This window comes from Burkholderia sp. Se-20373 (genome assembly GCF_017104705.1).
Taxonomy (GTDB): Bacteria; Pseudomonadota; Gammaproteobacteria; order Burkholderiales; family Burkholderiaceae; genus Burkholderia.
Map to the genome: position 1 here is coordinate 26,043 of NZ_JAAGPH010000030.1, position 23,291 is coordinate 49,333.

Annotated in this window: 17 protein-coding genes and 1 tRNA gene; 4 read left to right on the plus strand and 14 right to left on the minus strand. The window is 65.0% G+C overall.

Going from position 1 to position 23,291, the window contains the following annotated elements; translation table 11 throughout:
- Window positions 1-4: 4 nt before the first annotated feature.
- The 7 genes from G3N96_RS12970 to G3N96_RS13000 form a co-directional block, all read right to left on the minus strand.
- Window positions 5-1,555 (minus strand): phospholipase D family protein, encoded by a 1,551-nt coding sequence (locus tag G3N96_RS12970; RefSeq protein ID WP_206137470.1) that lies wholly within the window; start codon window positions 1,553-1,555, stop codon window positions 5-7.
- 260 nt (window positions 1,556-1,815) lie between these two features.
- Window positions 1,816-1,891: transfer RNA gene (locus G3N96_RS12975), tRNA-Ile, on the minus strand.
- A gap of 129 nt (window positions 1,892-2,020) precedes the next feature.
- A complete protein-coding gene (rpoD, locus tag G3N96_RS12980) occupies window positions 2,021-4,441 on the minus strand; it encodes an RNA polymerase sigma factor RpoD (RefSeq protein ID WP_089427997.1) in 2,421 nt (806 codons plus the stop codon).
- 88 nt (window positions 4,442-4,529) lie between these two features.
- The gene (dnaG, locus tag G3N96_RS12985) at window positions 4,530-6,407 is read right to left on the minus strand and encodes a DNA primase (protein ID WP_206137471.1); all 1,878 of its coding nucleotides are present in this window, start codon (window positions 6,405-6,407) and stop codon (window positions 4,530-4,532) included.
- Between the two features lie 70 nt (window positions 6,408-6,477).
- Entirely contained in the window at window positions 6,478-6,924 is a 447-nt protein-coding gene (locus tag G3N96_RS12990; protein ID WP_089447354.1) for a GatB/YqeY domain-containing protein, read from the minus strand.
- 210 nt (window positions 6,925-7,134) lie between these two features.
- Entirely contained in the window at window positions 7,135-7,347 is a 213-nt protein-coding gene (gene rpsU, locus G3N96_RS12995; RefSeq protein ID WP_006479415.1) for a 30S ribosomal protein S21, read from the minus strand.
- A gap of 107 nt (window positions 7,348-7,454) precedes the next feature.
- The gene (locus G3N96_RS13000) at window positions 7,455-8,675 is read right to left on the minus strand and encodes an NAD(P)/FAD-dependent oxidoreductase (protein ID WP_206137472.1); all 1,221 of its coding nucleotides are present in this window, start codon (window positions 8,673-8,675) and stop codon (window positions 7,455-7,457) included.
- Window positions 8,676-8,805: 130 nt separating this feature from the next.
- On the opposite strand from G3N96_RS13000, the gene tsaD reads away from it, so the two are divergent.
- A complete protein-coding gene (gene tsaD, locus G3N96_RS13005) occupies window positions 8,806-9,846 on the plus strand; it encodes a tRNA (adenosine(37)-N6)-threonylcarbamoyltransferase complex transferase subunit TsaD (RefSeq protein ID WP_174949174.1) in 1,041 nt (346 codons plus the stop codon).
- Window positions 9,847-9,945: 99 nt separating this feature from the next.
- On the opposite strand, the gene folE2 is transcribed toward tsaD, so the two are convergent.
- On the minus strand, window positions 9,946-10,755 hold the full coding sequence (gene folE2 / locus G3N96_RS13010) for a GTP cyclohydrolase FolE2 (RefSeq protein ID WP_089428001.1): 810 nt from the start codon (window positions 10,753-10,755) through the stop codon (window positions 9,946-9,948).
- A gap of 86 nt (window positions 10,756-10,841) precedes the next feature.
- On the opposite strand from folE2, the gene G3N96_RS13015 reads away from it, so the two are divergent.
- Window positions 10,842-11,894, plus strand: a complete 1,053-nt coding sequence (locus tag G3N96_RS13015) for an RNA-guided endonuclease TnpB family protein (protein WP_206137473.1) — start codon at window positions 10,842-10,844, stop codon at window positions 11,892-11,894.
- Between the two features lie 171 nt (window positions 11,895-12,065).
- On the opposite strand, the gene dxs is transcribed toward G3N96_RS13015, so the two are convergent.
- The 3 genes from dxs to G3N96_RS13030 all read right to left on the minus strand — a co-directional run bounded on the left by dxs (window position 12,066) and on the right by G3N96_RS13030 (window position 15,226).
- Window positions 12,066-13,970: a 1-deoxy-D-xylulose-5-phosphate synthase gene (gene dxs, locus G3N96_RS13020; RefSeq protein WP_011355804.1), complete on the minus strand. Its 1,905-nt coding sequence runs from the start codon at window positions 13,968-13,970 to the stop codon at window positions 12,066-12,068.
- An 81-nt stretch (window positions 13,971-14,051) separates the two neighbouring features.
- Window positions 14,052-14,936 carry a polyprenyl synthetase family protein gene (locus tag G3N96_RS13025; protein WP_124576318.1) on the minus strand — a complete coding sequence of 295 codons (885 nt, stop codon included), beginning with the start codon at window positions 14,934-14,936 and terminating at the stop codon, window positions 14,052-14,054.
- Window positions 14,933-15,226 carry an exodeoxyribonuclease VII small subunit gene (locus G3N96_RS13030; protein WP_027791079.1) on the minus strand — a complete coding sequence of 98 codons (294 nt, stop codon included), beginning with the start codon at window positions 15,224-15,226 and terminating at the stop codon, window positions 14,933-14,935. Before G3N96_RS13030 ends, G3N96_RS13025 begins: the two co-directional genes overlap by 4 nt.
- A 270-nt stretch (window positions 15,227-15,496) precedes the next feature.
- Between G3N96_RS13030 and G3N96_RS13035 the strand changes: the two genes are divergently transcribed.
- Together G3N96_RS13035 and G3N96_RS13040 are read left to right on the plus strand one after the other, a co-directional pair.
- Window positions 15,497-16,603, plus strand: a complete 1,107-nt coding sequence (locus tag G3N96_RS13035) for an aromatic ring-hydroxylating dioxygenase subunit alpha (protein ID WP_124576317.1) — start codon at window positions 15,497-15,499, stop codon at window positions 16,601-16,603.
- 117 nt (window positions 16,604-16,720) lie between these two features.
- The gene (locus G3N96_RS13040) at window positions 16,721-17,590 is read left to right on the plus strand and encodes a sulfurtransferase (RefSeq protein WP_124576316.1); all 870 of its coding nucleotides are present in this window, start codon (window positions 16,721-16,723) and stop codon (window positions 17,588-17,590) included.
- 54 nt (window positions 17,591-17,644) lie between these two features.
- Here G3N96_RS13040 and G3N96_RS13045 read toward each other — a convergent pair whose 3' ends face one another.
- The 3 genes from G3N96_RS13045 to polA form a co-directional block, all read right to left on the minus strand.
- Window positions 17,645-18,520: a dienelactone hydrolase family protein gene (locus tag G3N96_RS13045; RefSeq protein WP_206137474.1), complete on the minus strand. Its 876-nt coding sequence runs from the start codon at window positions 18,518-18,520 to the stop codon at window positions 17,645-17,647.
- Between the two features lie 412 nt (window positions 18,521-18,932).
- Window positions 18,933-20,267 (minus strand): NAD(P)/FAD-dependent oxidoreductase, encoded by a 1,335-nt coding sequence (locus tag G3N96_RS13050; protein WP_124576313.1) that lies wholly within the window; start codon window positions 20,265-20,267, stop codon window positions 18,933-18,935.
- A 270-nt stretch (window positions 20,268-20,537) separates the two neighbouring features.
- Complete coding sequence (gene polA / locus G3N96_RS13055) at window positions 20,538-23,291, minus strand: DNA polymerase I (protein WP_124576312.1); 2,754 nt, start codon at window positions 23,289-23,291, stop codon at window positions 20,538-20,540.

Here is a 23,291-nt window from a genome sequence, read left to right on the forward strand (position 1 = left end):
GTGCTCACAGTTGCGACTCGAGCGGAAACAGCCCGAGGAACCAGACTTCCATCCGCCGCGCCGGGGACACTTCCGGTTCGTGATCGAGCTCGGTGACCTTCCCGTCCGAATCGGTCTGAATCCACTTGAGCCGTCCCTTGCCCGCCGGATCGGTCCTCAGCTCGACCCGCCACGCGATTCGATCGAGCCGCCCTTCCAGATCGTTGGCCACCTGCGACGCAATCGCCGGACTCTCGCAATAAACGCCGATTTCCGTATTGAGGTTCAGCGAGCGCGGATCGAGATTCATCGATCCGATGAAAATGCTCTTGTGATCGAACACGTAGGTCTTTGCATGCAACGACGCACGCGAAGACCCGATGATGACCTGCTTCGAAATGCTCTTGTCACCCGACGGCCGCCGCTCGTAAAGCCGCACGCCAGCGGCCACGAGATCGCTTCGGTAGTGCCGGTAGCCCGCATGGACGGCCGCCACATCGGTCGACGCGAGCGAGTTGGTCAGCACCGTGACGCGCACACCGCGCGCCGTGAGCGCACGCAGCCGCTCCACGACCTCCTTGCCCGGCACGAAGTACGGCGACACGATCAGCAGGTCATGTTCGGGCTGCAATGCGAGCGCCCGCAATTGCGGCATCAGGTGCCCGTCGCTGTCCTTCGGCGCGTGTGCGATCTTCGACGGATCGTCGTACAGCACCGTCGCGTGCCCCCACGACAGTTCGGTGCCCTGCCCATGAACGATCCGGTCGAGCCGCTGCCTGGCCTCGAGCACGTACGGATTGTCTTCCATGGCCCTCAGGTAGTCGCGCAACCGTTCGCGCTCGCGGTCCAGCCCGCCCGGCGCCGCATCATGCCCGACCAGCACGCTGATCGGATACGCGTACGGGGAATTCCAGAACGTATCGAATTCGGTCGAGATGTCCTTCACGACCGGGCCGTGAACGACAACGTCGAGATCGCCGAACTCCAGCATCGACGATGCGCCGAAATACTCGTCACCGATATTGCGGCCACCGACGATCGCCGCCTGGTTGTCCGCGATCATCGCCTTGTTGTGCATGCGCCGGTTGACGCGCGAGAACTCGAACACGGTGCCGATCTTCTTGAACCGGCGCGTGGCAACCGGGTTGAAGAGCCGGATCTCGATGTTCGGATGTGAACTGATCTCGAGCAGCTTGCGGTCGTCCGCGTTCGTGCCGAGGTCGTCGAGCAGCGCACGCACGCGCACGCCGCGATCGGCCGCGCGGATGATCGCGTCGGCCAGCTCGTGCCCGGTCAGGTCGTCATGCCAGATGTAGTACTGAAGGTCGAGCGAGCGGTCCGCGCGATCGGCCAGCAACACGCGCGCATCCAGCGCATCGACCGGATCGGTCAGCAGATGAAACGCGTCCTGCCCGGGGTGCGCACTGGCCTGCTTCTGGAACGCGACGCCCAGCCGAGTATTGTCCGTATCGGTGTACGCGTGCGTCGGCACGCGCTCGGCCTGCGGGGGCAGGCTCGCGCATGCAACGAGCGCCAGCAACGAAAGAAGCGCACCCCACGAACGCAGCATGGTCATGATTGCCGTCCCACTCCCGGCCGAAGTCTGTTTGTTCTCGCCGCCGGATGGATCGCGGGGCTGTTTGGCTTGCCTTCGGCCGCAATCGGTATCGCGTGTGAAACGGCCGCGCTACAGCATACTTCGATTGACGGCGACGCGGCACCCTCTCGGTACTTTCCTGATTACGACGTTCGTCTCGCATCCGCGCAAAGAAAAACCCGCGACGCATGAAGCCATCGCGGGTTTTCGGCATGCTGCGCGAACGCGCGCATGAAATCTGGTGGGCCCGGCGGGGTTCGAACCCGCGACCAATCGATTATGAGTCGACTGCTCTAACCGCTGAGCTACAAGCCCTGATGAGAAGCGAAGCGTGTCACACGCTGCCCCGACGAAGAAGCCGGGCCGGCATTGTAACAACAAAGGAGAGAAACGCCACCGGCATCACGCGGATGCCGGCGGCGTTCGCAGGAGAGAGGCTGGAAATCAGTTCCCTTCGAGGAACGACTTCAGCTTGTCGGAACGGCTCGGGTGACGCAGCTTGCGCAGCGCCTTGGCCTCGATCTGACGGATCCGCTCACGCGTGACGTCGAACTGCTTGCCGACTTCCTCGAGCGTGTGATCGGTGCTCATCTCGATACCGAAGCGCATCCGCAGCACCTTCGCCTCGCGCGGCGTCAGCGAATCGAGCACGTCCTTCACGACGTCGCGCATGCTCGCATGCAGCGCGGCATCCGCCGGCGCGACCGTGTTGGTGTCCTCGATGAAGTCGCCGAGATGGGAATCGTCGTCGTCACCGATCGGCGTTTCCATCGAGATCGGCTCCTTCGCGATCTTCATGATCTTGCGGATCTTGTCTTCCGGCATCTCCATCTTCTCGGCGAGCGTTGCCGGATCCGGCTCGAGACCGGTTTCCTGCAGGATCTGCCGCGAGATGCGGTTCATCTTGTTGATCGTCTCGATCATGTGAACCGGAATACGGATCGTGCGCGCCTGGTCCGCGATCGAACGCGTGATGGCCTGACGGATCCACCACGTCGCATAGGTCGAGAACTTGTAGCCACGACGGTATTCGAACTTGTCCACCGCCTTCATCAGGCCGATGTTGCCTTCCTGGATCAGGTCGAGGAACTGCAGGCCGCGGTTCGTGTACTTCTTCGCGATCGAGATCACGAGACGCAGGTTCGCCTCGGTCATTTCGCGCTTCGCCTGGCGTGCCTTCAGTTCGCCGGCCGCCATCTGGCGGTTGGTTTCCTTCAGGTCCTTCAGCGGCAGCACGACCCGCGCCTGCAGGTCGAGCAGGCGCTGCTGCTGTTCGCGGATCGCCGGGATGTTACGCGACAGCACTGCGCTGTACGAATGGCCTTCGGCCATGATCTTCTCGGCCCAGTCGAGATCGGTCTCGCTGCCCGGGAAGCGCGCGATGAATTCCGAGCGCGGCATGCCGCACTTGTCGACGACGATGTGCAGGATCTGGCGTTCGACCTGACGCACTTCGTCCACCTGCGCACGCAGCGTGTCGCACAGGCGTTCGACGGTACGCGCGGTGAAGCGGATCGTCATCAGTTCGGTCTGGATCGTTTCCTGCGCCTTCAGGTAGGCCTTCGACTTGTAGCCTTCCTTCTCGAACGCGCGGCGCATCTTGTCGAACCACTCGCTGATCTGCGAGAACTTCTCGAGCGACGCACGCTTGAGGGCTTCGAGCTGGGCGGCGTTGGCCGATGCCTGCGCGGCACCGTCATCTTCCTCCTCTTCCTCTTCTTCCTCTTCCTCTTCGGCTTCCTCGTCCTCGTTCTCGATGGCTTCCGCTTCCTTCGCGGAGAAGCCGTCGGTATCGGCGGAGTCCGAAGCATTCGGATCGAGCAGGCCGTCGACGAGCTCGTCGACGCGGATCTCTTCGTTCGCGACGCGTTCGGCCATCGCGAGGATGTCGGCGATCGTCGTCGGGCACGCGGAGATGGCCATCACCATGTGACGCAGGCCGTCCTCGATCCGCTTCGCGATCTCGATTTCACCTTCGCGCGTGAGCAGCTCGACCGTGCCCATTTCACGCATGTACATCCGGACCGGATCGGTCGTGCGGCCGAATTCCGAATCGACGGTGGACAGCGCGACTTCCGCTTCCTCTTCGACTTCGTCGTCCGACGACGCGGCAGGCGCGTTGTCGTTCAGGAGCAGCGTTTCCGCGTCCGGCGCCTGCTCGTAGACCGCCACGCCCATGTCGTTGAACGTGCCGATGATGCCCTCGAGGGCTTCGGTCTCGGTGAAGTTGTCCGGCAGGTGGTCGTTGATTTCGGCGTACGTCAGGAAGCCGCGCTCCTTGCCGAGCTTGATCAGCGCGCGCAGTTTCACGCGGCGCTCTTCGAGCTCCTCGGCCGTACCCGGCGTGCTCGTCGCGAACGCTTCCTTCAGCAGCGCCTTTTCCTTGGCGCGACGATCGCGCACCTTGGATTTGCCCGGTGCAGCCGCTGCTGCTGCGGGCTGCTCGTCGCTCTGATTTGCGTCGTCTTCGACGGATACTTCGTTCAGCTTTTTGGTCATGGAGTTCGCCGTACCGGCTATATCGACTCGCGGCTGCTGGACGACAGCCGGTTGAACCGTGGGTGCATGAGTAGTACGTACTGCCGTTTCGTCCGCGGCGGCAGTCGTGTCCCTTGCGCTTTTCGCACTTGCCCGCTTCGCCGCCGGCTTGGCCGGCCCGGAGTCGGGTCTGGCGGCAGCCCGTGTTCTGGCTGCCGGCGCCGGCGCAGCCTGAGCAGTGCCGGCCGCGGTTTTCTTTCCTGCTGGGGCTGACGTGGCTGAAGACGTTGTCCTGGTGGAAGAAGCAGACTTGGCCGCTGTGACCTTTTTGGTCGGCTCCGTCGAGCCCTTGCCTGTTGCTTTCTTTCCGCCTGTCGTCTTTGCCATCGCGATTCTCGCCTCTGCTTAGAAAACAAACCGCTGGAAACCTTATATTATAGCACGCTGGGGAGCCCTCTCTAAGCTCTCCAGCCGCCTACAGCCCGAGCCGACGCTTCATGTCGGTCCGCTGCTGGTTCAATTCCGTCAATTCGGCCAATTCCTCGGGTGTGAAGGCAGATTGCCGCGCCAGCCTGTCAAGCCGGTCGCAGCAGGCGTCGTAACGCATCTTGAGCACCGCCGCCTGCAGTTCCTCCCCCGCGATCCGTTCCTGTTCACGCTGCCGCTCGGGCACCGTCTCGTCTTCCGGATTCTGTAACAGCAAGTCGCGGACGTTTTCATCATAGTCCAGAATTTCGCGGAAGATTTCCTCGTAAGTCGCTCCATTCGAGGACGTCCGCAGGACATCCGACAGCAGCCGGAACTCCGCGCCCTCGCCCAGCGCGCGCGCATGATCGACGACTTCCGCGAACAGCTCGCCGATGCGCGGCAATGCGCGCAAGGTCGCCAGCTGCTCATCGTCGAGCTGCGACGCGATGCGCGGATGCATCACCAGCGTGCGCAATGCACGCTTTTCACTGTCCGTCACGCGGCGCCGCTCGCTGCGCGGGGGCGCTTGGCGCGGCGGGGCCGCGATCCGCGTATCGACGTCGGACAGCGCCGCGACCTCTTCGAACGGGATGTCGAGGCGGTCGGCAAACATGTGCATGATCTGCGCGCGCAACGCGTTCGCGGGCAGCGCCTGCAACAACGGCTTCGCATCGAACAGCGCCTTCGCGCGGCCTTCCGGCTGATCGAGCGCCTTGCCGGCAATTGCTTCGTTCAGCAAAAATTGCGACAACGGCATCGCGCGCTCGACCTGCTCGGAGAACGCCGCCTCGCCGAACTCGCGCACATAGCTGTCCGGATCGTGCTCGGCCGGCAGAAAAAGGAATCGGATCGTGCGGTTGTCCCCAGCATGCGGCAGGCAGGCCTCGAGCGCTCGCCGGGCCGCTCGCCGCCCGGCCGAATCGCCGTCGAAGCTGAAAATGACCGTATCGGTCTGGCGCAGCAGCTTCTGCACGTGAATCGGCGTGCACGCGGTGCCGAGCGTCGCGACCGCGTTCGGGAACCCGAGCTGGGCGAGCGCGACGACGTCCATGTAGCCCTCGACGACCAGCACGTACTTGCGCTCGCGAATCGCGAGCCGCGCCTCGAACAGGCCGTACAGCTCGCTGCCCTTGTTGAACAGCGGGGTTTCAGGCGAATTCAGGTACTTCGGCTCGCCGCTGCCGAGCACGCGCCCGCCGAAGCCGATCACCTGCCCCTTCACGTTACGGATCGGGAACATGATCCGCTCGCGGAACCGGTCGTAGCGGCGCGCGACGCCCTGCGCATCGGTCTTCTCGCTGACGATCACGAGCCCCGACTCGACGAGCGACTCGTCGCGATAGTCAGGGAACGCGGCTTCGAGGTTCTGCCAGCCGTCCGGCGCGTAGCCGAGCCCGAAGCGCGCGGCAATCTCGCCGGTCAGGCCCCGGTTCTTCAGGTACTGGATCGCGACGGTCGCGCCGCGCAACTGCTTGCGGTAGTAGTCGCACGCGGCGGTCATCGCATCGGACAACGCAGTCGCGACCGATTTCGATACGGGCGCCGGATAGTCACCGCCACCGCCGCCCCCACCGCCGCCGCCGCGCATCGACGGCTCGTGCGGCACGGTCAGCCCGACGGACTGCGCGAGATCCTGCACGGCCTCCGGGAATGTGAGCCCCGCGTGTTCCATCAGGAAGCCGATCGCCGTGCCGTGAGCCCCGCAACCGAAGCAGTGATAGAACTGCTTGGTCGGGCTGACGGTAAACGACGGGCTCTTCTCGTTATGGAACGGGCACAGCCCCATGAAATTGGCGCCGCCCTTCTTGAGCTGCACGTACTTGCCCACCACGTCGACGATATCGACGCGGTTCAGCAAGTCCTGCAGGAACGAATGCGGAATCACCGTGGGATCGAGCGAAAAAAGACAATACGACACCCCGGCGCACGCATCGCGCGCGCCGGGGAAACAGGTGTTACTTCGTGAGCGCGGCCTTGACCAGCGCGGAAATGGCCGTCATGTCGGCGCGGCCGGCGAGCTTGCCCTTCAGCACGCCCATCACCTTGCCCATGTCCTGCGGGCCGGCGGCGCCCGTCTGCGCGACCGCGGCCTGGACTTCGGCGGCCACCTCGGCCTCGGACAGCTGCTCGGGCATGTAGCCGCTGAGCACGACCAGTTCGGCCTGCTCCTTCGCGACGAGGTCGTCACGATTGGCTGCCTGGAACTGGCTGATCGAATCCTTGCGCTGCTTGATCATCTTGTCGATCACGGCCGTGATGCCCGCATCATCGAGGGTGATCTGATCGTCGACTTCGCGCTGCTTGATCGCGGCCATCAGCAGGCGAATCGTTGCCAGGCGCTCGCTTTCCTTCGCGCGCATCGCGGCCTTCATGTCTTCGCTGATCTGCTCTTTCAAACTCATCTTTCACCCGGGAAGGAAACGTGAATCCGACGCCCGCCATAAGGGCGTCAACACAAAAACCCGCTTGGGACAATGTCTCAAGCGGGTTGCTCGAATCCGGCATCGGCGGCTCGCCCGATCGGTCGCACGATCATGCCCGATCTTTCGCGATCACCTGATCGCACGGAGTCGCCGGTGCGCCGCTCAGCGAACCGCGCGGCGCCCAATCGTTCAGTACAGCTTCTTCGGCAGTGTCTGGCTGCGGATGCGCTTGTAATGACGCTTCACCGCAGCAGCCTTCTTGCGCTTGCGCTCCGCGGTCGGCTTCTCGTAAAACTCGCGCGCACGAAGCTCGGTCAACAGACCATTCTTCTCGATCGTGCGCTTGAAGCGACGCATTGCAACTTCGAACGGCTCGTTCTCTTTAACGCGAATGATCGTCATGATCCGACACGAATAAAGGTTTGCAAGGAAAGACTACCGAGTATAGCAGAGCGATTGCCTAAAGGCACGGGGCCCGGCCCCGCCAAAACGGCGTCGGCCCGGCCCCGTCAGGCGCCGCGCGCATACTCCGCCGCGGCCTGTCCGGCCGCCGTGCCGGACGCCCATGCCCATTGGAAGTTGTAGCCGCCGAGCCAGCCCGTCACGTCCACCGCCTCGCCGACGAAGAACAGCCCCGGTACGCGCGCGCTCATCATCGTCGCCGACGACAGGTCGCGCGTATCGACCCCACCCTTCGTCACTTCGGCCTTCTTGTAGCCCTCGGTGCCGTTCGGCGTCAGCGTCCAGCCGGACAGCGCGTCGCCGATCTGGCGCAGCGTCTTGTCGGGCAGGTCCGCGAGCCGCGCGTCGGCCGCGACGCGATGCGTGTCGAGCCACGCATGCGCGAGGCGCGACGGCACCCAGTCCGCGAGCAGCGAACCGATCTGGCGCTTCGACGTGCGCTTCGCGTCGAGCAGGTCGGCCACCGTGTCGCGCTGCGGCAACAGATCGACGCGAATCGGGTCGCCAGGCTGCCAGTAACTCGAGATCTGCAGGATCCCGGGCCCGGACAGGCCGCGATGGGTCAGCAGCAGGTCCTCGACGAATTCGCCGCCGCGCTTCTTGTCGCCGGTCGATACGCGCACCTCGAGCGATACGCCGGACAACGCCGCGAACGGCTCCCAGTCCTGCTGCGCGAACGTCAACGGCACGAGCGCGGGCCGCGTATCGATGAGCTTGTGGCCGAACTGCTTGGCAATCCGGTAACCGAAGTCGGTCGCGCCGATCTTCGGGATCGACAGGCCGCCGGTCGCGATGATCAGTGCGCGCGCACCGATCGCCCCCGCCTGCTGCGTGTCGAGCGTGAAGCCGTCGGACGGCGCGTGGCGCACCGCGTCGACGACGACGGGCCGGCGCCACGCGATACCGCCCGCGTCGCACTCATGCTTCAGCACGTCGATGATCGCGTCGCTGCCGTGGCCGCAAAAGAGCTGGCCCTTGTGCTTTTCGTGCCACGTCACGTGATGGCGCTTGAGCAGCCCAAGGAAGTCACGCGGCGTATAGCGCGCCAGCGCCGAGCGCGCGAAATGCGGATTCGACGACAGATAGTTGTCGGGGCCGGCGTACAGGTTCGTGAAGTTGCAGCGGCCGCCGCCCGAGATGCGGATCTTCTCGGCGAGCCGCGGCGCGTGATCGATCAGCACGACGCGGCGGCCGAGTTGCCCGGCCACGGCGGCGCTCATCATACCGGCGGCGCCCGCGCCGATCACGGCGATGTCATAAGTTTCCATGGCGCGGATTGTACCTGCCCGGCATCCGGCCCGGGCCGCCGCCAGCGGGGGCGGGCCCTCGCCTGCTATACTTTCCGGTTACGTTGACCTTCCCGCGGCGCGCCCGATACGGCGTGCCCTGCCCGTACCCATGCTCGTTCTCGGCATCGAAAGCTCCTGCGACGAAACCGGCCTCGCGCTCTACGACACGCAGCGCGGCCTGCTCGCGCACGCGCTCCACTCGCAGATCGCCATGCACCGCGAATACGGCGGCGTCGTGCCCGAGCTCGCTTCGCGCGACCACATCCGCCGCGCGCTGCCGCTGCTCGAGGAAGTGATGGCGCAAAGCGGCACGCGCCGCGACGACATCGACGCGATCGCGTTCACGCAGGGCCCCGGCCTCGCCGGCGCGCTGCTGGTCGGCGCGAGCATCGCGAATGCGCTCGCGCTCGCCTGGAACAAGCCGACCGTCGGCATCCACCACCTCGAAGGCCACCTGCTGTCGCCGCTGCTCGTCGACCAGCCGCCACCGTTCCCGTTCGTCGCGCTGCTGGTGTCCGGCGGCCACACGCAACTGATGCGCGTGACCGACGTCGGCGTGTACGAGACGCTCGGCGAAACGCTCGACGACGCGGCCGGCGAAGCATTCGACAAGACGGCCAAGCTGATCGGCCTCGGCTACCCGGGCGGCCCGGAAGTGTCGAAGCTCGCCGAAACCGGCACGCCGGGTGCGGTCGTGCTGCCGCGCCCGATGCTGCATTCGGGCGACCTCGACTTCAGCTTCAGCGGCCTCAAGACGGCCGTACTCACGCAAATGAAGAAGTTCGAAGCGGCCAAGCTCGAAGGTGAAGCACTCGAACGCGCGAAGGCCGACCTTGCGCGCGGCTTCGTCGACGCGGCCGTCGACGTGCTCGTCGCCAAGTCGCTCGCCGCACTGAAGAAGACAAAGCTCAAGCGCCTCGTGGTCGCGGGCGGTGTCGGCGCGAACCGCCAGCTGCGCGCTGCGCTGTCGGCCGCCGCGACCAAGCGCGGCTTCGATGTGCATTACCCCGATCTCGCGCTCTGCACCGACAACGGCGCGATGATCGCGCTCGCAGGCGCGTTGCGGCTCGGCCGCTGGCCCGAGCAGGCGAATGCCGACTACGCATTCACGGTGAAGCCGCGCTGGGATCTCGCGTCGCTCGCGCGCTGAGCCGCGCCACGCACGCGACGCAACGTCGCACCCGGCAAACAGAAAGGCCGCTCAATTTTGAGCGGCCTTTCTTCATCGACGCGACAAAACGCCGCGGCGCTATGCGGCCAGTCGCTTGTCGCGTTCGATCAGCGCATACGCACTGTGATTGTGGATCGACTCGAAGTTCTCGGCTTCGAGCACGTATGCCACCACACGCTCGTCCGCATCGAGACGTTGCGCGACGTCACGCACGAGATCCTCGACGAACTTCGGGTTCTCGTACGCGCGCTCGGTGACGAACTTCTCGTCCGGACGCTTCAGCAGGCCCCACAGCTCGCACGACGCCTCTTCCTCGGCGATGCGGATCAGCGCCTCGACCGGCAGGTCGGCCGCGAGCTCCGCGTCGATCGTCACGTGCGAACGCTGGTTGTGCGCGCCGTACTGCGAGATCTTCTTCGAGCACGGGCACAGGCTCGTCACGGGCACGAGCACCTTCAGGAACAGGCGCGTATCGCCATTGCGGCTTTCGCCCGCGAGCGTCACTTCATAATCGAGCAGGCTCTGCACGCCCGACACCGGCGCCGTCTTGTTCACGAAGTACGGGAACGTGACCTCGATGCGACCGGCTTCGGCTTCCAGCTTCTCGAGCATCGATGCGAGCATCGCGCGAAAACGCTCGACCGTCAGCGGCGCGCGATTCTCTTCGAGCAGCGCGACGAAGCGCGACATGTGCGTGCCCTTCTGGTCGGCCGGCAGGCGGACATCGAGGTTCCAGACACCGACGGTCGGCTGCACGTCGCCGCTTTCGGTGCACACCGTCAACGGATGCCGGACCGCCTTCACGCCCACACGCTGAATCGGAATCTGGCGGGTATCCACCGTGCTCTGCACGTCGGGCATCACGAAGGCGGGATTCATCTGGTTCATCAGTTACTCCGAGAAACCCCGCCACTGATGGCGGGAAGAAAAAGAGCGCCATCGACAGACAGCATTCCATCGTTAGAATGACCGGCATGATACTTGTCTACCGCTACCGGGTGAAATCGCTCAACGGACTCCTGAACAAACAGGGCCGTGCGGTGAACTATGTCTGGAATTTCTGCAACGACACGCAGAAGCACGCGCTCAAGTGGAACAAGAAGTGGCCTACAGGATTCGACCTGAACGTGCTGACGACCGGCAGCAGCAAGGAACTCGGTATTCACTCCGGCACGGTCAACGCGACGTGCGAGCAATACGCGAAGTCGCGCAGTCAGCACCGTCGGCCCTACCTGCGCTATCGCGGCAGGAAATCGCTCGGCTGGGTGCCGCTGAAGGGGCGCGACCTGAAGCGCGAGGGCGACGCGTTTCGCTTCGCCGGCAACACCTTTCGCGTGTTCAACAGCCGACCGCTTCCCGAAGGCAAGATCAAGGACGGAACCAACTTTGCGCAGGATGCGCGCGGCAATTGGTTCTTGAACATCGTGATCGAGATGCCAGATGTTCAGGCCCGCCCGATCCGTTCCGGCGTCGGCATCGATCTCGGCCTGAAAGACTTCGCCACACTTTCGACGGGCGAGAAGCTGCCGAACGACCGGTTCGGCCGGCGAGCGGCCGATAAGCTGGCAAAGGCCCAGCGAGCGCGAAAGCACAAGCGACATATCGCGAAATTGCACGCCAAGGTGGCGAATGCGCGTGCTGATTTCCAGCACAAGCTGGCGCTCGATTTGGTGCGGCGCTTCGATTACATCGCGGTCGGCGACGTGTCGGCCGCGAAGCTCCCCAGAACCAGGATGGCGAAGAGCGTCTACGACGCATCCTGGTCGTCCTTCCGAAACAAGCTCCGTTACAAGGCGATCGCGCACGGAGCCACGTTCGAGGAAGTAAACGAAAGCGGTTCTACCCAGTCCTGTTCGGCGTGCGGGTCGAAAGACAGCACGACGCGGCCGAAAGGTATCGCGGGACTGCGAATAAGAGAGTGGGCCTGTAGTGGCTGTGGTGTCGCACATGATCGAGATACCAACGCTGCGCTGAACATTCTCCGATGCGGACGTGCATCGCCAGGCGTGGGAATCCTCCGCCTTTAAGCGTGGGAGGACGTCAACTTGTTCAATCCTTGTAAGCCACGCGTTCGACGACGCGCACGCCGCGTCATGCGGCAGCCGGAAAAGCAACATGGGCCCGCAGGCCCATGTTTTCCGCATCAATGAAGACCGGTTGCGCCAGTCGCACCGGCACCGCCCGCGGGCGGCGCCAGCTTATGCGACGCGCTTCGCCTGACCGGCGACGTCGGCCGCCGGATTCAGAAAGCGTTCGCGAATCGATTTCGCGATACCCGCGCCGTCGAGGCCGCATTGCGACAGCAGCTTCGCGGGGTCGCCGTGATCGATGAACAGGTCAGGGAGGCCCAATTGTAGTACGGGTCGGATAACCCCACTCTCCATCAGGGCTTCCACGCAGGCCGAGCCCGCGCCACCCATCACGCAGCCTTCCTCGACCGTGACGAGGTAGTCATGCGTCTCGGCGAGTTCGCGCACGAGCGCCGCATCGACCGGCTTCACGAAGCGCATGTTCGCGACCGTTGCGTCGAGCTCCTCGGCCGCGGCGAGCGACGGCGCGACCATCGTGCCGAACGCGAGGATCGCGACGCGCTTGCCTTCCGGCTGCGACGTCTGGCGACGCACTTCACCCTTGCCGAGCGGGATCTCGGTGAATTCCTTCACCGTCGGCACGCCCGTGCCCGCGCCGCGCGGATAGCGCACCGCGGTCGGGTTCGGCTGCTGCAGCGCCGTGTGCAGCATCTGGCGGCATTCGTTCTCGTCGGATGCAGCCATGATCGTCATGTTCGGGATGCAGCGCATGAACGCGAGATCGTACGCGCCCGCGTGCGTCGCACCGTCCGCGCCGACGAGGCCCGCGCGGTCGATCGCGAACACGACCGGCAGGTTCTGCAGCGCGACGTCGTGGATCAGCTGGTCGTATGCACGCTGCAGGAACGTCGAGTAGATCGCGACGACCGGCTTGAGGCCTTCGGTTGCCATGCCGCCCGCGAACGTCACCGCGTGCTGCTCGGCGATGCCGACGTCGTAGTAGCGATCCTTGAAGCGCTTCTCGAACTCGACCATGCCCGAGCCTTCGCGCATCGCGGGCGTGATGCCGACGACGCGCGTATCGCGCTCGGCTTCGTCGCACAGCCACTCGCCGAACACCTGGGTGTACGTCTTCTTCGCGGGCGTGGTCGACGGCTTGATGCCTTCAGCCGGATTGAACTTGCCGGGGCCGTGGTAGAGCACGGGATCGGCTTCGGCGAGCTTGTAGCCCTGGCCTTTCTTCGTCACCACGTGCAGGAACTGCGGGCCACGCAGTTCGCGGATGTTCTGCAGCGTCGGGATCAGTGAATCGAGATCGTGACCGTCGATCGGGCCGATGTAGTTGAAGCCGAACTCCTCGAACAGCGTGGCCGGCACGACCATGCCCTTCGCGTGCTCTTCGAGCTTGCGTGCAAGTTCGAGCACCGGCGGCGCGACGCTCAACACGCGCTCGACACCCGCGCGCGCAGCCGCATAGAAGCGGCCCGACATCAGGCGTGCGAGATGGCGATTCAGCGCGCCGACCGGCGGCGAGATCGACATGTCGTTGTCGTTCAGGATCACGAGCACTTTCGCATCTTCCGACACGCCCGCGTTGTTCATCGCCTCGAACGCCATGCCGGCCGTCATTGCGCCGTCGCCAATCACGGCGATCGAGAAGCGGTCATCGCCGTTCAGTTGACTGCCGATCGCCATGCCGAGCGCGGCCGAGATCGAGGTGCTCGAGTGCGCGGTGCCGAACGTGTCGTATTCGGATTCGCTGCGGCGCGGGAAGCCCGAGATACCGTCCTGCTGGCGCAGCGAATGCATCTGGTCGCGGCGACCCGTCAGGATCTTGTGCGGGTAGGTCTGGTGGCCCACGTCCCAGACGATCCGATCGTTCGGCGTGTTGAACACGTAGTGCAACGCGATCGTCAGCTCGACCGTCCCGAGGTTGGACGACAAATGGCCGCCCGTCTTCGACACGCTGTCGAGCACGAACGCGCGCAGTTCATCCGCGAGCGGTTGCAGTTGGCGACGATCGAGGCGGCGCAAATCCGCCGGGTCGTCGATGGTTTTCAGCAAGTCGTACATCGTCGTTCCATTGTAGGAAATCAAACGCGCCCGCATTCTGATGCACGCACCGTAGCATGTGCGCGGCGGCGGGCTTTCGCGTCAGCTGACCCGGTTCACTACCAGGTCGGCAAGTTCGGCCAGACGCTGTGCGCGCGCGCCGAACGGTTTCAGCGCGTCGTGCGCTTCGGCGCGCAGTTGTGCTGCGAGCTCGCGCGACGCGTCGAGGCCGAGAATCGATACATAGGTCGGCTTGTCGTTCGCCGCATCCTTGCCGGCCGTCTTGCCGAGCGTCGCCGAATCGGTCGTGACGTCGAGAATGTCGTCGACGACCTGGAAGGCCAGACCCACGGCCCCCGCGTATACATCGAGCGCCGCCATCGTTTCCGTGGACGGCGCCTCGCCGGCCAGCGCGCCCATCCGCACGGCCGCGCGCAGCAGTGCGCCCGTCTTCTTCCGGTGCATCGTCTCGAGCTGCTCGAGCGTCAGCTTGAGGCCGACGCTCGCCAGGTCGATCGCCTGCCCGCCGGCCATGCCGATCGAGCCGCTTGCCAGCGCCAGCTCGCGCACGAGCGCGGCCTGCTGCGCCGGCGACAGCGCGGCGGCGTCGGTCAGCGCAACGAACGCCTGCGACTGCAGCGCGTCACCGACGAGCAGTGCCGTCGGCTCGTCGTACTGCACGTGCACGGTCGGCTTGCCGCGACGCAGCGCGTCGTCGTCCATGCACGGCATGTCGTCGTGCACGAGCGAGTAGACGTGGATCATCTCCAGTGCCGCCGACGCCGCATTGCGGGCCGCTTCGGTCGCGCCGGTCAGTTCGCCTGCTGCATGGCACAGCAGCGGGCGAACGCGTTTGCCGCCGCCGAGGACCGCGTATCGCATCGCCTCGTGGAGTTTCTCCGGCACCGCGGTTTCAGCGGGCAAATAGTGGCCGAGTGCGTCCTCGACACGGTCAAGCACGGACCGCATCCATTGTTCGAATGTCATAGATCGTCGTCTTCGCCGTCCGTGGCGGCCGTTCCGGACGAAAGCGGCTTCAGCGTCGCGCCGTCGAGCACGCGAACCTGCTGCTCCACTTTCTCGAGCTGCTGTTGGCAAAACGCAACGAGGGTCGCACCGCGGCGATACGCCGTCAGTGAATCCTCGAGGCTCAACGCGCCGCCTTCCATCCGGGCAACCAGCGTCTCGAGTTCCGCGAGCGCCGTTTCGTAATTGTCCGGCAACGGTTCGGTACCATTGCCGGGCGGCGTGGCGCCTGGGGATGCGGTTTTCGCCATGGACGAGGGTGTCAAATTTCAAAACAAGTCGGACATTCTACGGCAAAAGAGAATTTTCCGACCTGCCGTCGTGGCACCCGGGTACATATTCCGGCCCCACCTTCGACACACATTGTGCGCCTGCCGATTGTCGCCCGACAAAAAATTGACACAAATCAGGCACTTAATCCTAGCCTTGCGAGGCGAACCGGGTATAATTCCCCGTTTCCCTAAATCGATTTTTCGATGGTTGGGTTGTTCACTGCTTTCACGCTAACACCGGGAGTGGGAATGTCCAATCTGAGCGATGCGCTTCAGTTGAAGTCGGCTCACAGCCAGCTTCCAGTCACTGCATACTTCGATGAGGCGCTACTCGAGCGCGAGATCGAAACCCTCTTCAAGAAAGGACCTCGTTACGTCGGGCACGAGTTGATGGTGCCCGAGGCGGGGGATTATTTTGCGTTGCCGTCCGAGCAGGAAGGCCGCGTGCTGGTCCGCAACCAGGCGAACCAGATCGAACTGCTGTCGAACGTCTGCCGCCACCGGCAGGCGATCATGCTCAACGGGCGCGGGCACACGCAGAACATCGTTTGCCCGCTGCACCGCTGGACGTACGATCTCGAAGGCGAGTTGCTCGGCGCGCCGCACTTCCCCGACAAGCCGTGCCTGAACCTCGGCAAGAGCCCGCTGCAGAACTGGCAGGGGCTGCTGTTCGAGGCCGAAGGCCGGAATGTCGCGCGCGACCTCGCCCACCTCGGCACGAAGCATCACTTCGACTTCTCCGAGTACCACTTCGATCACGTCGAAGTGCACGAGTGCGATTACAACTGGAAGACGTTCATCGAGGTCTACCTCGAGGATTACCACGTCGTCCCGTTCCACCCGGGCCTCGGCAGCTTCGTGTCGTGCGACGACCTCAAGTGGGAGTTCGGCGACTGGTACAGCGTGCAGACGGTCGGCGTGCACAATGCCCTCGCGAAACCGGGCAGCGCGACTTACCAGAAATGGCACGAGCAGGTGCTGAAGTTCCGCAACGGCGTGCCGCCGGAGTTCGGCGCGATCTGGATGGTCTACTACCCAGGCCTGATGATCGAGTGGTACCCGCACGTGCTCGTCGTGTCGTGGCTGATTCCGCGAGGCCCGCAAAAGACGACCAACATCGTCGAGTTCTATTACCCCGAGGAAATCGCGCTGTTCGAACGCGAATTCGTCGAGGCCGAACGCGCCGCCTACATGGAAACGGCCGTCGAGGACGACGAGATCGCGATGCGGATGGACGCAGGCCGCCGTGCGCTGATGGCACGCGGCGAGTCGCAGGTCGGCCCGTACCAGAGCCCGATGGAAGATGGCATGCAGCACTTCCACGAGTTCCTGCGCCGCCACCTCGGCGACATTTGATAGCCGGTGCGGCGCTTTGACGCTGCACGGTATCCGGCAGACGAAAAGACGGGCTTCGGCCCGTCTTTTTTTGTTTAGACTTGGAAGGTCAGGCCATTCGCACTCCAGGGAGCCGTCATGCCACACACTCACTATACCACGCTCATCTCCGCCGCCAATCTCGCCGAGCGCCTGGCGGCGGCGCCCGGCAGCGTCGCGCTGTTCGACTGCCGCTTCGATCTCGCCGATCCCGCCGCCGGCGAAGCCGCGTATGCGGCCGGCCACATCCCCGGCGCCCAATACCTCCACCTCGACCGCGACCTGTCGGGCCGCAAGACGGGCACCAACGGCCGCCATCCGCTGCCGACCCGCGACGCACTCGCCACGCTGCTCGCGAGCCGCGGCCTCAAGCAGGGCCAGCAGGTCGTCGCGTACGACGCACAGGGCGGCGCCTATGCGGCGCGCCTGTGGTGGCTGCTGCGCTGGCTCGGCCATGATTCGGTTGCCGTGCTCGACGGCGGCCTACAGGCCTGGGAAGCAGCCGGCCAGCCACTGACGGCCGACGTACCGCACCCGGCCGCCGGCGATTTCCGCGCGGCCGCGCCGCTCGAATCGACGGTCGACGCGGCAGCCGTACTCGCCAACGTGAACGCACCCACGCGCGTCGTGATCGATGCACGCGCACCCGACCGCTATCGCGGCGAAAACGAGACGATCGATCGTGTAGGCGGCCACATCCCCGGCGCACGCAACCGCTTCTTCAAGGACAATCTCACCGCCGACGGCCGCTTCAAGACCGGCCATGAACTGCGCGAAGCGTTTTCCACCGTGCTGGCGGGCACCGAACCGAATCGCGTGATCCTGCAATGCGGCTCCGGTGTCACCGCATGCCACAACGCACTGGCACTGGAAGTTGCAGGCCTGCACGGCGCATCGCTGTATCCGGGCTCGTGGAGCGAGTGGAGCGCGGACCCGTCGCGGCCGATCGCAACCGGCCCGACACCGTAAGCGCCGGCGCGGCGCAGTCGCAACGAAGCGGCGGCCCATGCCGCCGCTTGCCGTTTACATCACGCCATACTTGCGGAGCCACGCGATCGCGCGCTTCCAGCTCTCCTCCGCGTCGGCCTTCACATAGCTCGGCCGGTAATCGGCAAAGAACGCGTGACCGGCATCCGGATACACGACGATCTCCGATTCGCGCGCGAGCTTCGAATCGCTCGCCTGGATCGCCTTGCGCATGTCGGCGAGCGACGCCTGCGTGATGTTCGTATCCTTCTCGCCATACAGCCCGAGCACGGGCACCTTCAGCAACGATGCATGATCGACCGGGTTGAACGGCGTCATCTCGTCGGTCTTGCCTTCGACGAAGCCGTACCATGCAACCGCCGCACGCACGCGCGGATTGTGCTCCGCATACAGCCAGCTCTGACGGCCACCCCAGCAGAACCCGACCACGCCGAGACGCGACAGGTCGCCGCCGTTCTTGCCGGCCCACGTGACGGTCGCATCGAGATCCTCGGTCACCTGACGGTCCGGCACCTTGCTGACGATGTGCTCGTCGAGTTCCTTGATCGTCGGATACTTCGCCGCGTTGCCCTGCCGCGCGAACAGGTCGGGGGCGATCGCGAGATAACCAAGCTTCGCGAAACGGCGGCAGACATCGGCGATGTGCGCGTGCACGCCGAAGATCTCGTGGATCACGATGACGACCGGCAGGTTCGTCTTGTCCTTCGGCTGCGCGCGATACGCAGGCACGCTCGCGTCGCCCGAGCGGATCTCGACGGTGTCGACGTCCAGCCCTTCGCTGTCGGTCGTGACCGTCTGCGCCGACACGGGCAGCACGGCCGCCGCGAAGGCACCGCCCAGCGCGGCCTGCATGAACTTGCGGCGCGAGAACGGAACGTGGGGAACCAGGCTGTCGACTTCGGGTTTCAACATGAATGCACTCCTCGATTGGGGGCCGCCGTCACGATCACGGACACGGCATGACGGGGCATCGCGCCGGCGCGCGGCGCGGATGTCGCGGCGGTTGGCACCCCGCCGCGAACGGAAACCCGGACAAGATGCCCAATAATCCGTTGTCGCGTCAACTGTCGGATATGTAAGACTCGATTACGGCGGGTTGATTCGGCGGCACAGAAACCCGCAGGCGGCCCATCGAATCGCAATGCGAAGAGCCGCATGTCGACACCGGTTGTGCGCCCGGATGCTTGCGAATTGAAACGAAAAACACGAGGTCGAAGTTGCCCGTCACACGTCGGCACGACAGCCCGGCTGCCCGCAAGGAACAACGGGCGGAGACCACGCACGACATGCGCACTCCCCGCCCGCTTCCCGCGCGAATGCGCGCTCAGTGCAGCTTGACGCGCGGCAGCGTCGTGCGCCGCAGCCAGTGCGCGACCGTATCGAGCATCATGCGCGGGTAGCCGTGCAGCGCGGCGATGTGCATTCGGTACAGCGACATGTACATGAAGCGTGCGAACAGCCCCTCGATCAGCATGTTGCCCCCGATCAGCCCGCCCATCAGGTTGCCGACCGCGCTGAAATGGCCGAGCGACACGAGTGAGCCCAGGTCGCGATAGGTGAACTCGGGCAGCGGGCGCCCGTCGAGCCGACAGCCGATTGCCTTCAGCAGGAAGCTCGCCTGCTGGTGCGCAGCCTGCGCGCGCGGCGGCACGTTGCGCTCGTTGCCGGGCCATGCGCATGCCGCACAATCGCCGAGCGCGAACACGTTGTCATCGGTGAAGGTCTGCAGCGTGCGGCGCACGTCGAGCTGGCCGAGCTTGTTGACCTGGAGGCCATCGAGATTGGCGAGCACGGACGGCGCCTTGATGCCCGCGGCCCAGACCGTCAGGTCAGCCCGCACCGTCTTGCCGCTCGCCGTATGGACGGCCCCGGGCGCCACCTCGGTCACGCGCTCCGCGAGCATCAGCCGCACGCCGATCTTTTCGAGCAGTTCGGCCGTCGCCGACGACACGCGCTCCGGCAACGCCGGGAGGATCCGCGGCCCCGATTCGATCAGCACGATGCCGACGTCGTGCCGCGGGTCGAGCTTGTGCAGCCCGTAGGCCGACAACACCTGCGCGGTATTGCGCAGTTCGGCGGACAGCTCGACGCCGGTCGCGCCGCCACCGACGATCGCGACCTGGATGCGCGGCTCGGCCGCTTCACCCGGTGCTGCAGGCGCCGGCGCCTGATGTTCGGCGCGCATGCACGCGGCGATCAGCCGCTTGCGGAAGCGCTCGGCCTCGCCAACCGTATCGAGCGCGATCGCGTTTTCCGCCGCGCCCTGCACGCCAAAGAAGTGAGTCGTGCTGCCGATCGCGATCACGAGCGTGTCATATTCCAGCTCGCGCGCCGGCAACAACTCCTCGCCGTCGCTGTCGTTGATGGGTGACAGCGTGATGCGCTTCGCCGCGCGGTCGAGCCCGGTCAACCCGCCCTGCTGGAACTCGAAGCCGTGCCAGCGCGCCTGCGCCGCATATTCGAGCTCCTGCGTGAACGGATCCATGCTGCCGGCCGCAACCTCGTGCAGCAGCGGTTTCCAGATGTGGGTCGGATTGCGGTCGACGAGCGTGACAAGTGCACGCGCGGGACGATTGCCGCGCGCGCCGTAACGGTCGCCGAGCCGCGTCGCCAGTTCCAGGCCGCCCGCGCCGCCGCCTACGATGATGATCCGATGCATCTGTTCCCCCCTTTGCGATTCGAAACTGCTGCCGCCGGACGATGCGAACGCGATGCATTCGCGCGACCCGGTGGATTAACCGGTTCGGACATCATCGATGTGCAGTTCGAAGCACTTCGATGCGCCCAACCCGGAACGCGGGGCGCGCTGCCCCCGTGTCAATGACATGCATTGTCCGGGAGCTTGCGCGTTGACCACAAGCAAACCATCTCGATATTCAGCATCCCTGCAACAATATGCCGCAGGAATCGGGAACCGCGCAACGGTGCGTCAGTGTGCCTCTTCCCAGTTCGCGCCGGCGCCTACTTCAGCTACCAGCGGCACCTTCAGCTTCGCCACGCCGCACATCATTTCCGGCAGTTTCTCGCGCACGAGCGACAGCTCGCCGTCGGGTACCTCGAGCACCAGTTCATCGTGCACCTGCATGATCATCCGCGACGCGAGCTTGTCGCGCGTGAGCCAGTCGTCCACCGCGATCATCGACAGCTTGATCAGGTCGGCCGCCGTGCCCTGCATCGGCGCATTGATGGCCGCGCGCTCCGCCGCCTGGCGGCGCGGACCGTTGCCGCCGTTGATCTCGGGCAGCCACAGGCGGCGGCCGAAAACGGTTTCGACGTAGCCCTTCTCCTTCGCAACCAAGCGCGTGTCTTCCATGTACTGCGCGACACCCGGGTAGCGGGCGAAATAACGATCGATATAGAGCTTCGCCGCATCGCGCGTGATGCCGAGGTTCGACGCGAGCCCGAACGCGCTCATCCCGTAGATGAGCCCGAAGTTGATCACCTTCGCAATCCGGCGCTGGTCGGAATTGACCTCCAGCGGCGTCACGCCGAACACCTCGGCGGCCGTCGCGCGATGGATGTCCTCGCCCTGCGAGAACGCGCGCAGCAGCGACGCGTCGCCCGAGATGTGTGCCATGATCCGCAGTTCGATCTGCGAATAATCGGCCGACACGATCCGGTGGCCCGGCGACGCGATGAACGCCTCGCGGATCCGCCGCCCCTCGGCCGTGCGCACCGGAATGTTCTGAAGATTCGGATCGTTGGATGCCAGGCGGCCCGTGACCGCGACGGCCTGCGCGTAGTTCGTGTGCACGCGGCCCGTTGAAGGGTTCACCATGCGCGGCAGCTTGTCGGTATAGGTCGACTTCAGCTTCGACAGCCCGCGATGCTCGAGCAGCAGCTTCGGCAGCGGGTAGTCCTCTGCCAGCTTCTGCAGCACTTCCTCGTCGGTCGACGGCGCGCCGCTCGGCGTCTTTTTCACGACCGGCAACTGCAGCTTTTCGAAGAAGATCTGCCCGATCTGCTTCGGCGAGCCGAGATTGAATTCGCCGCCCGCCAGTTCGTACGCCTGCGCTTCGAGCTCGATCAGGCGCGTCGCGATTTCCGTGCTCTGCGCCTGCAGGCGCGCATCGTCGATCAGCACACCCGTGCGCTCCATCTTGCGCAGCACGAGCGACACGGGCATCTCGATCTCGCGGTACACGCGCAAGAGGCCCGGTTCGCGCGCGACCTGCGGATACAGCGCGTGATGCAGTTGCAGCGTGATGTCCGCATCTTCGGCCGCGTATTCGGCGGCCTGCGTGAGCGCGACTTCGTCGAAGCCGATCTGCTTCGCGCCCTTGCCGGCCACGTCTTCGTACTTGATCGTCTTGACACCGAGATGACGCAGCGCAAGGCTGTCCATGTCGTGCGTGCGATGCGATTCGACCACGTACGATTCGAGCAGCGTGTCGTGCTCGATGCCGTTCAGCGCGATGTCGTAGTTCGCGAGCACCTGCGCGTCGTACTTCAGGTGCTGGCCGACCTTCTTGCGATCAGCCGATTCGAGCCACGGCTTCAGGCGCGCGAGCACTTCGTCGAGCGGAAGCTGTTCGGGCATGTCGGGGCCGCGATGCGCAACCGGCAGATACGCCGCCTTGCCCGGCTCGACCGAGAACGACAGGCCCACGAGCCGCGCGAGCATCGGGTCGAGCGCGGTCGTCTCGGTGTCGAATGCAGTGAGCTCGGCCGCGTCGATCTTCGCGAACCACGCGTCGAATTGCTCCCAGGTCTGGATCGTGTCGTATTCGCGCACGATGTCGGCCGCCACCACCGGCGCCGGCTCGCCTTCCGGCGCGTCGGCGCCGCCGCCTTCCGCCGGCGCGCTGTCGACTTCGCGCAGCCAGGTCTTGAAGCCGTAGCGCGCGAAGATGTCGCGCAGCAGGTCGCGTGCCTCGCCGTCGGTCTTCAACGACGCCTCGATCGATTCGAGATGCGGCGCGAGATCGCAGGCCGTCTCGACGGTCACGAGCTTGCGGCCGAGCGGCAGGAAGTCGAGCGCGCGGCGCAGGTTGTCGCCGACCACGCCCTTGATGTCGCCCGCATGCTCGATCACGCCGTCGAGGCTGTCGTACTGCGCCAGCCATTTCACGGCCGTCTTCGGCCCGCACTTCTCGACGCCCGGCACGTTGTCGACGGTATCGCCGATCAGTGCGAGGTAGTCGATGATGCGCTCCGGCGGCACGCCGAACTTCGCGATCACGCCGTCGCGGTCGAGCGTCTCGTTGGTCATCGTGTTGACGAGCGTGACGTGGTCGGTGACAAGCTGCGCGAGATCCTTGTCGCCGGTCGACACGATCACGTTCATCCCGTGGCGCTCGGCTTCGCGCGCGAGCGTGCCGATCACGTCGTCGGCCTCGACGCCTTCGACCATCAGCAGCGGCCAGCCGAGCGCACGCACGGCGCCGTGGATCGGCTCGACCTGCAATGCGAGGTCGGGCGGCATCGACGGACGGTTTGCCTTATAGTCGGCATAAAGGTCGTCACGGAACGTCTTGCCCTTTGCATCGAACACGCAAGCGCTATACTCTGCACTGACTTCCTTGCGCATACGGCGCAGCATGTTGATGATTCCGTAGAGCGCTCCGGTCGGCTCCCCGCCAGGGCCACGCAAATCAGGCATCGCATGGTAAGCCCGATACAGATAGCTCGAACCGTCAACCAATAGCAGGGTCTTACCTTCCAGATTTCGTTCTTCAGGCAT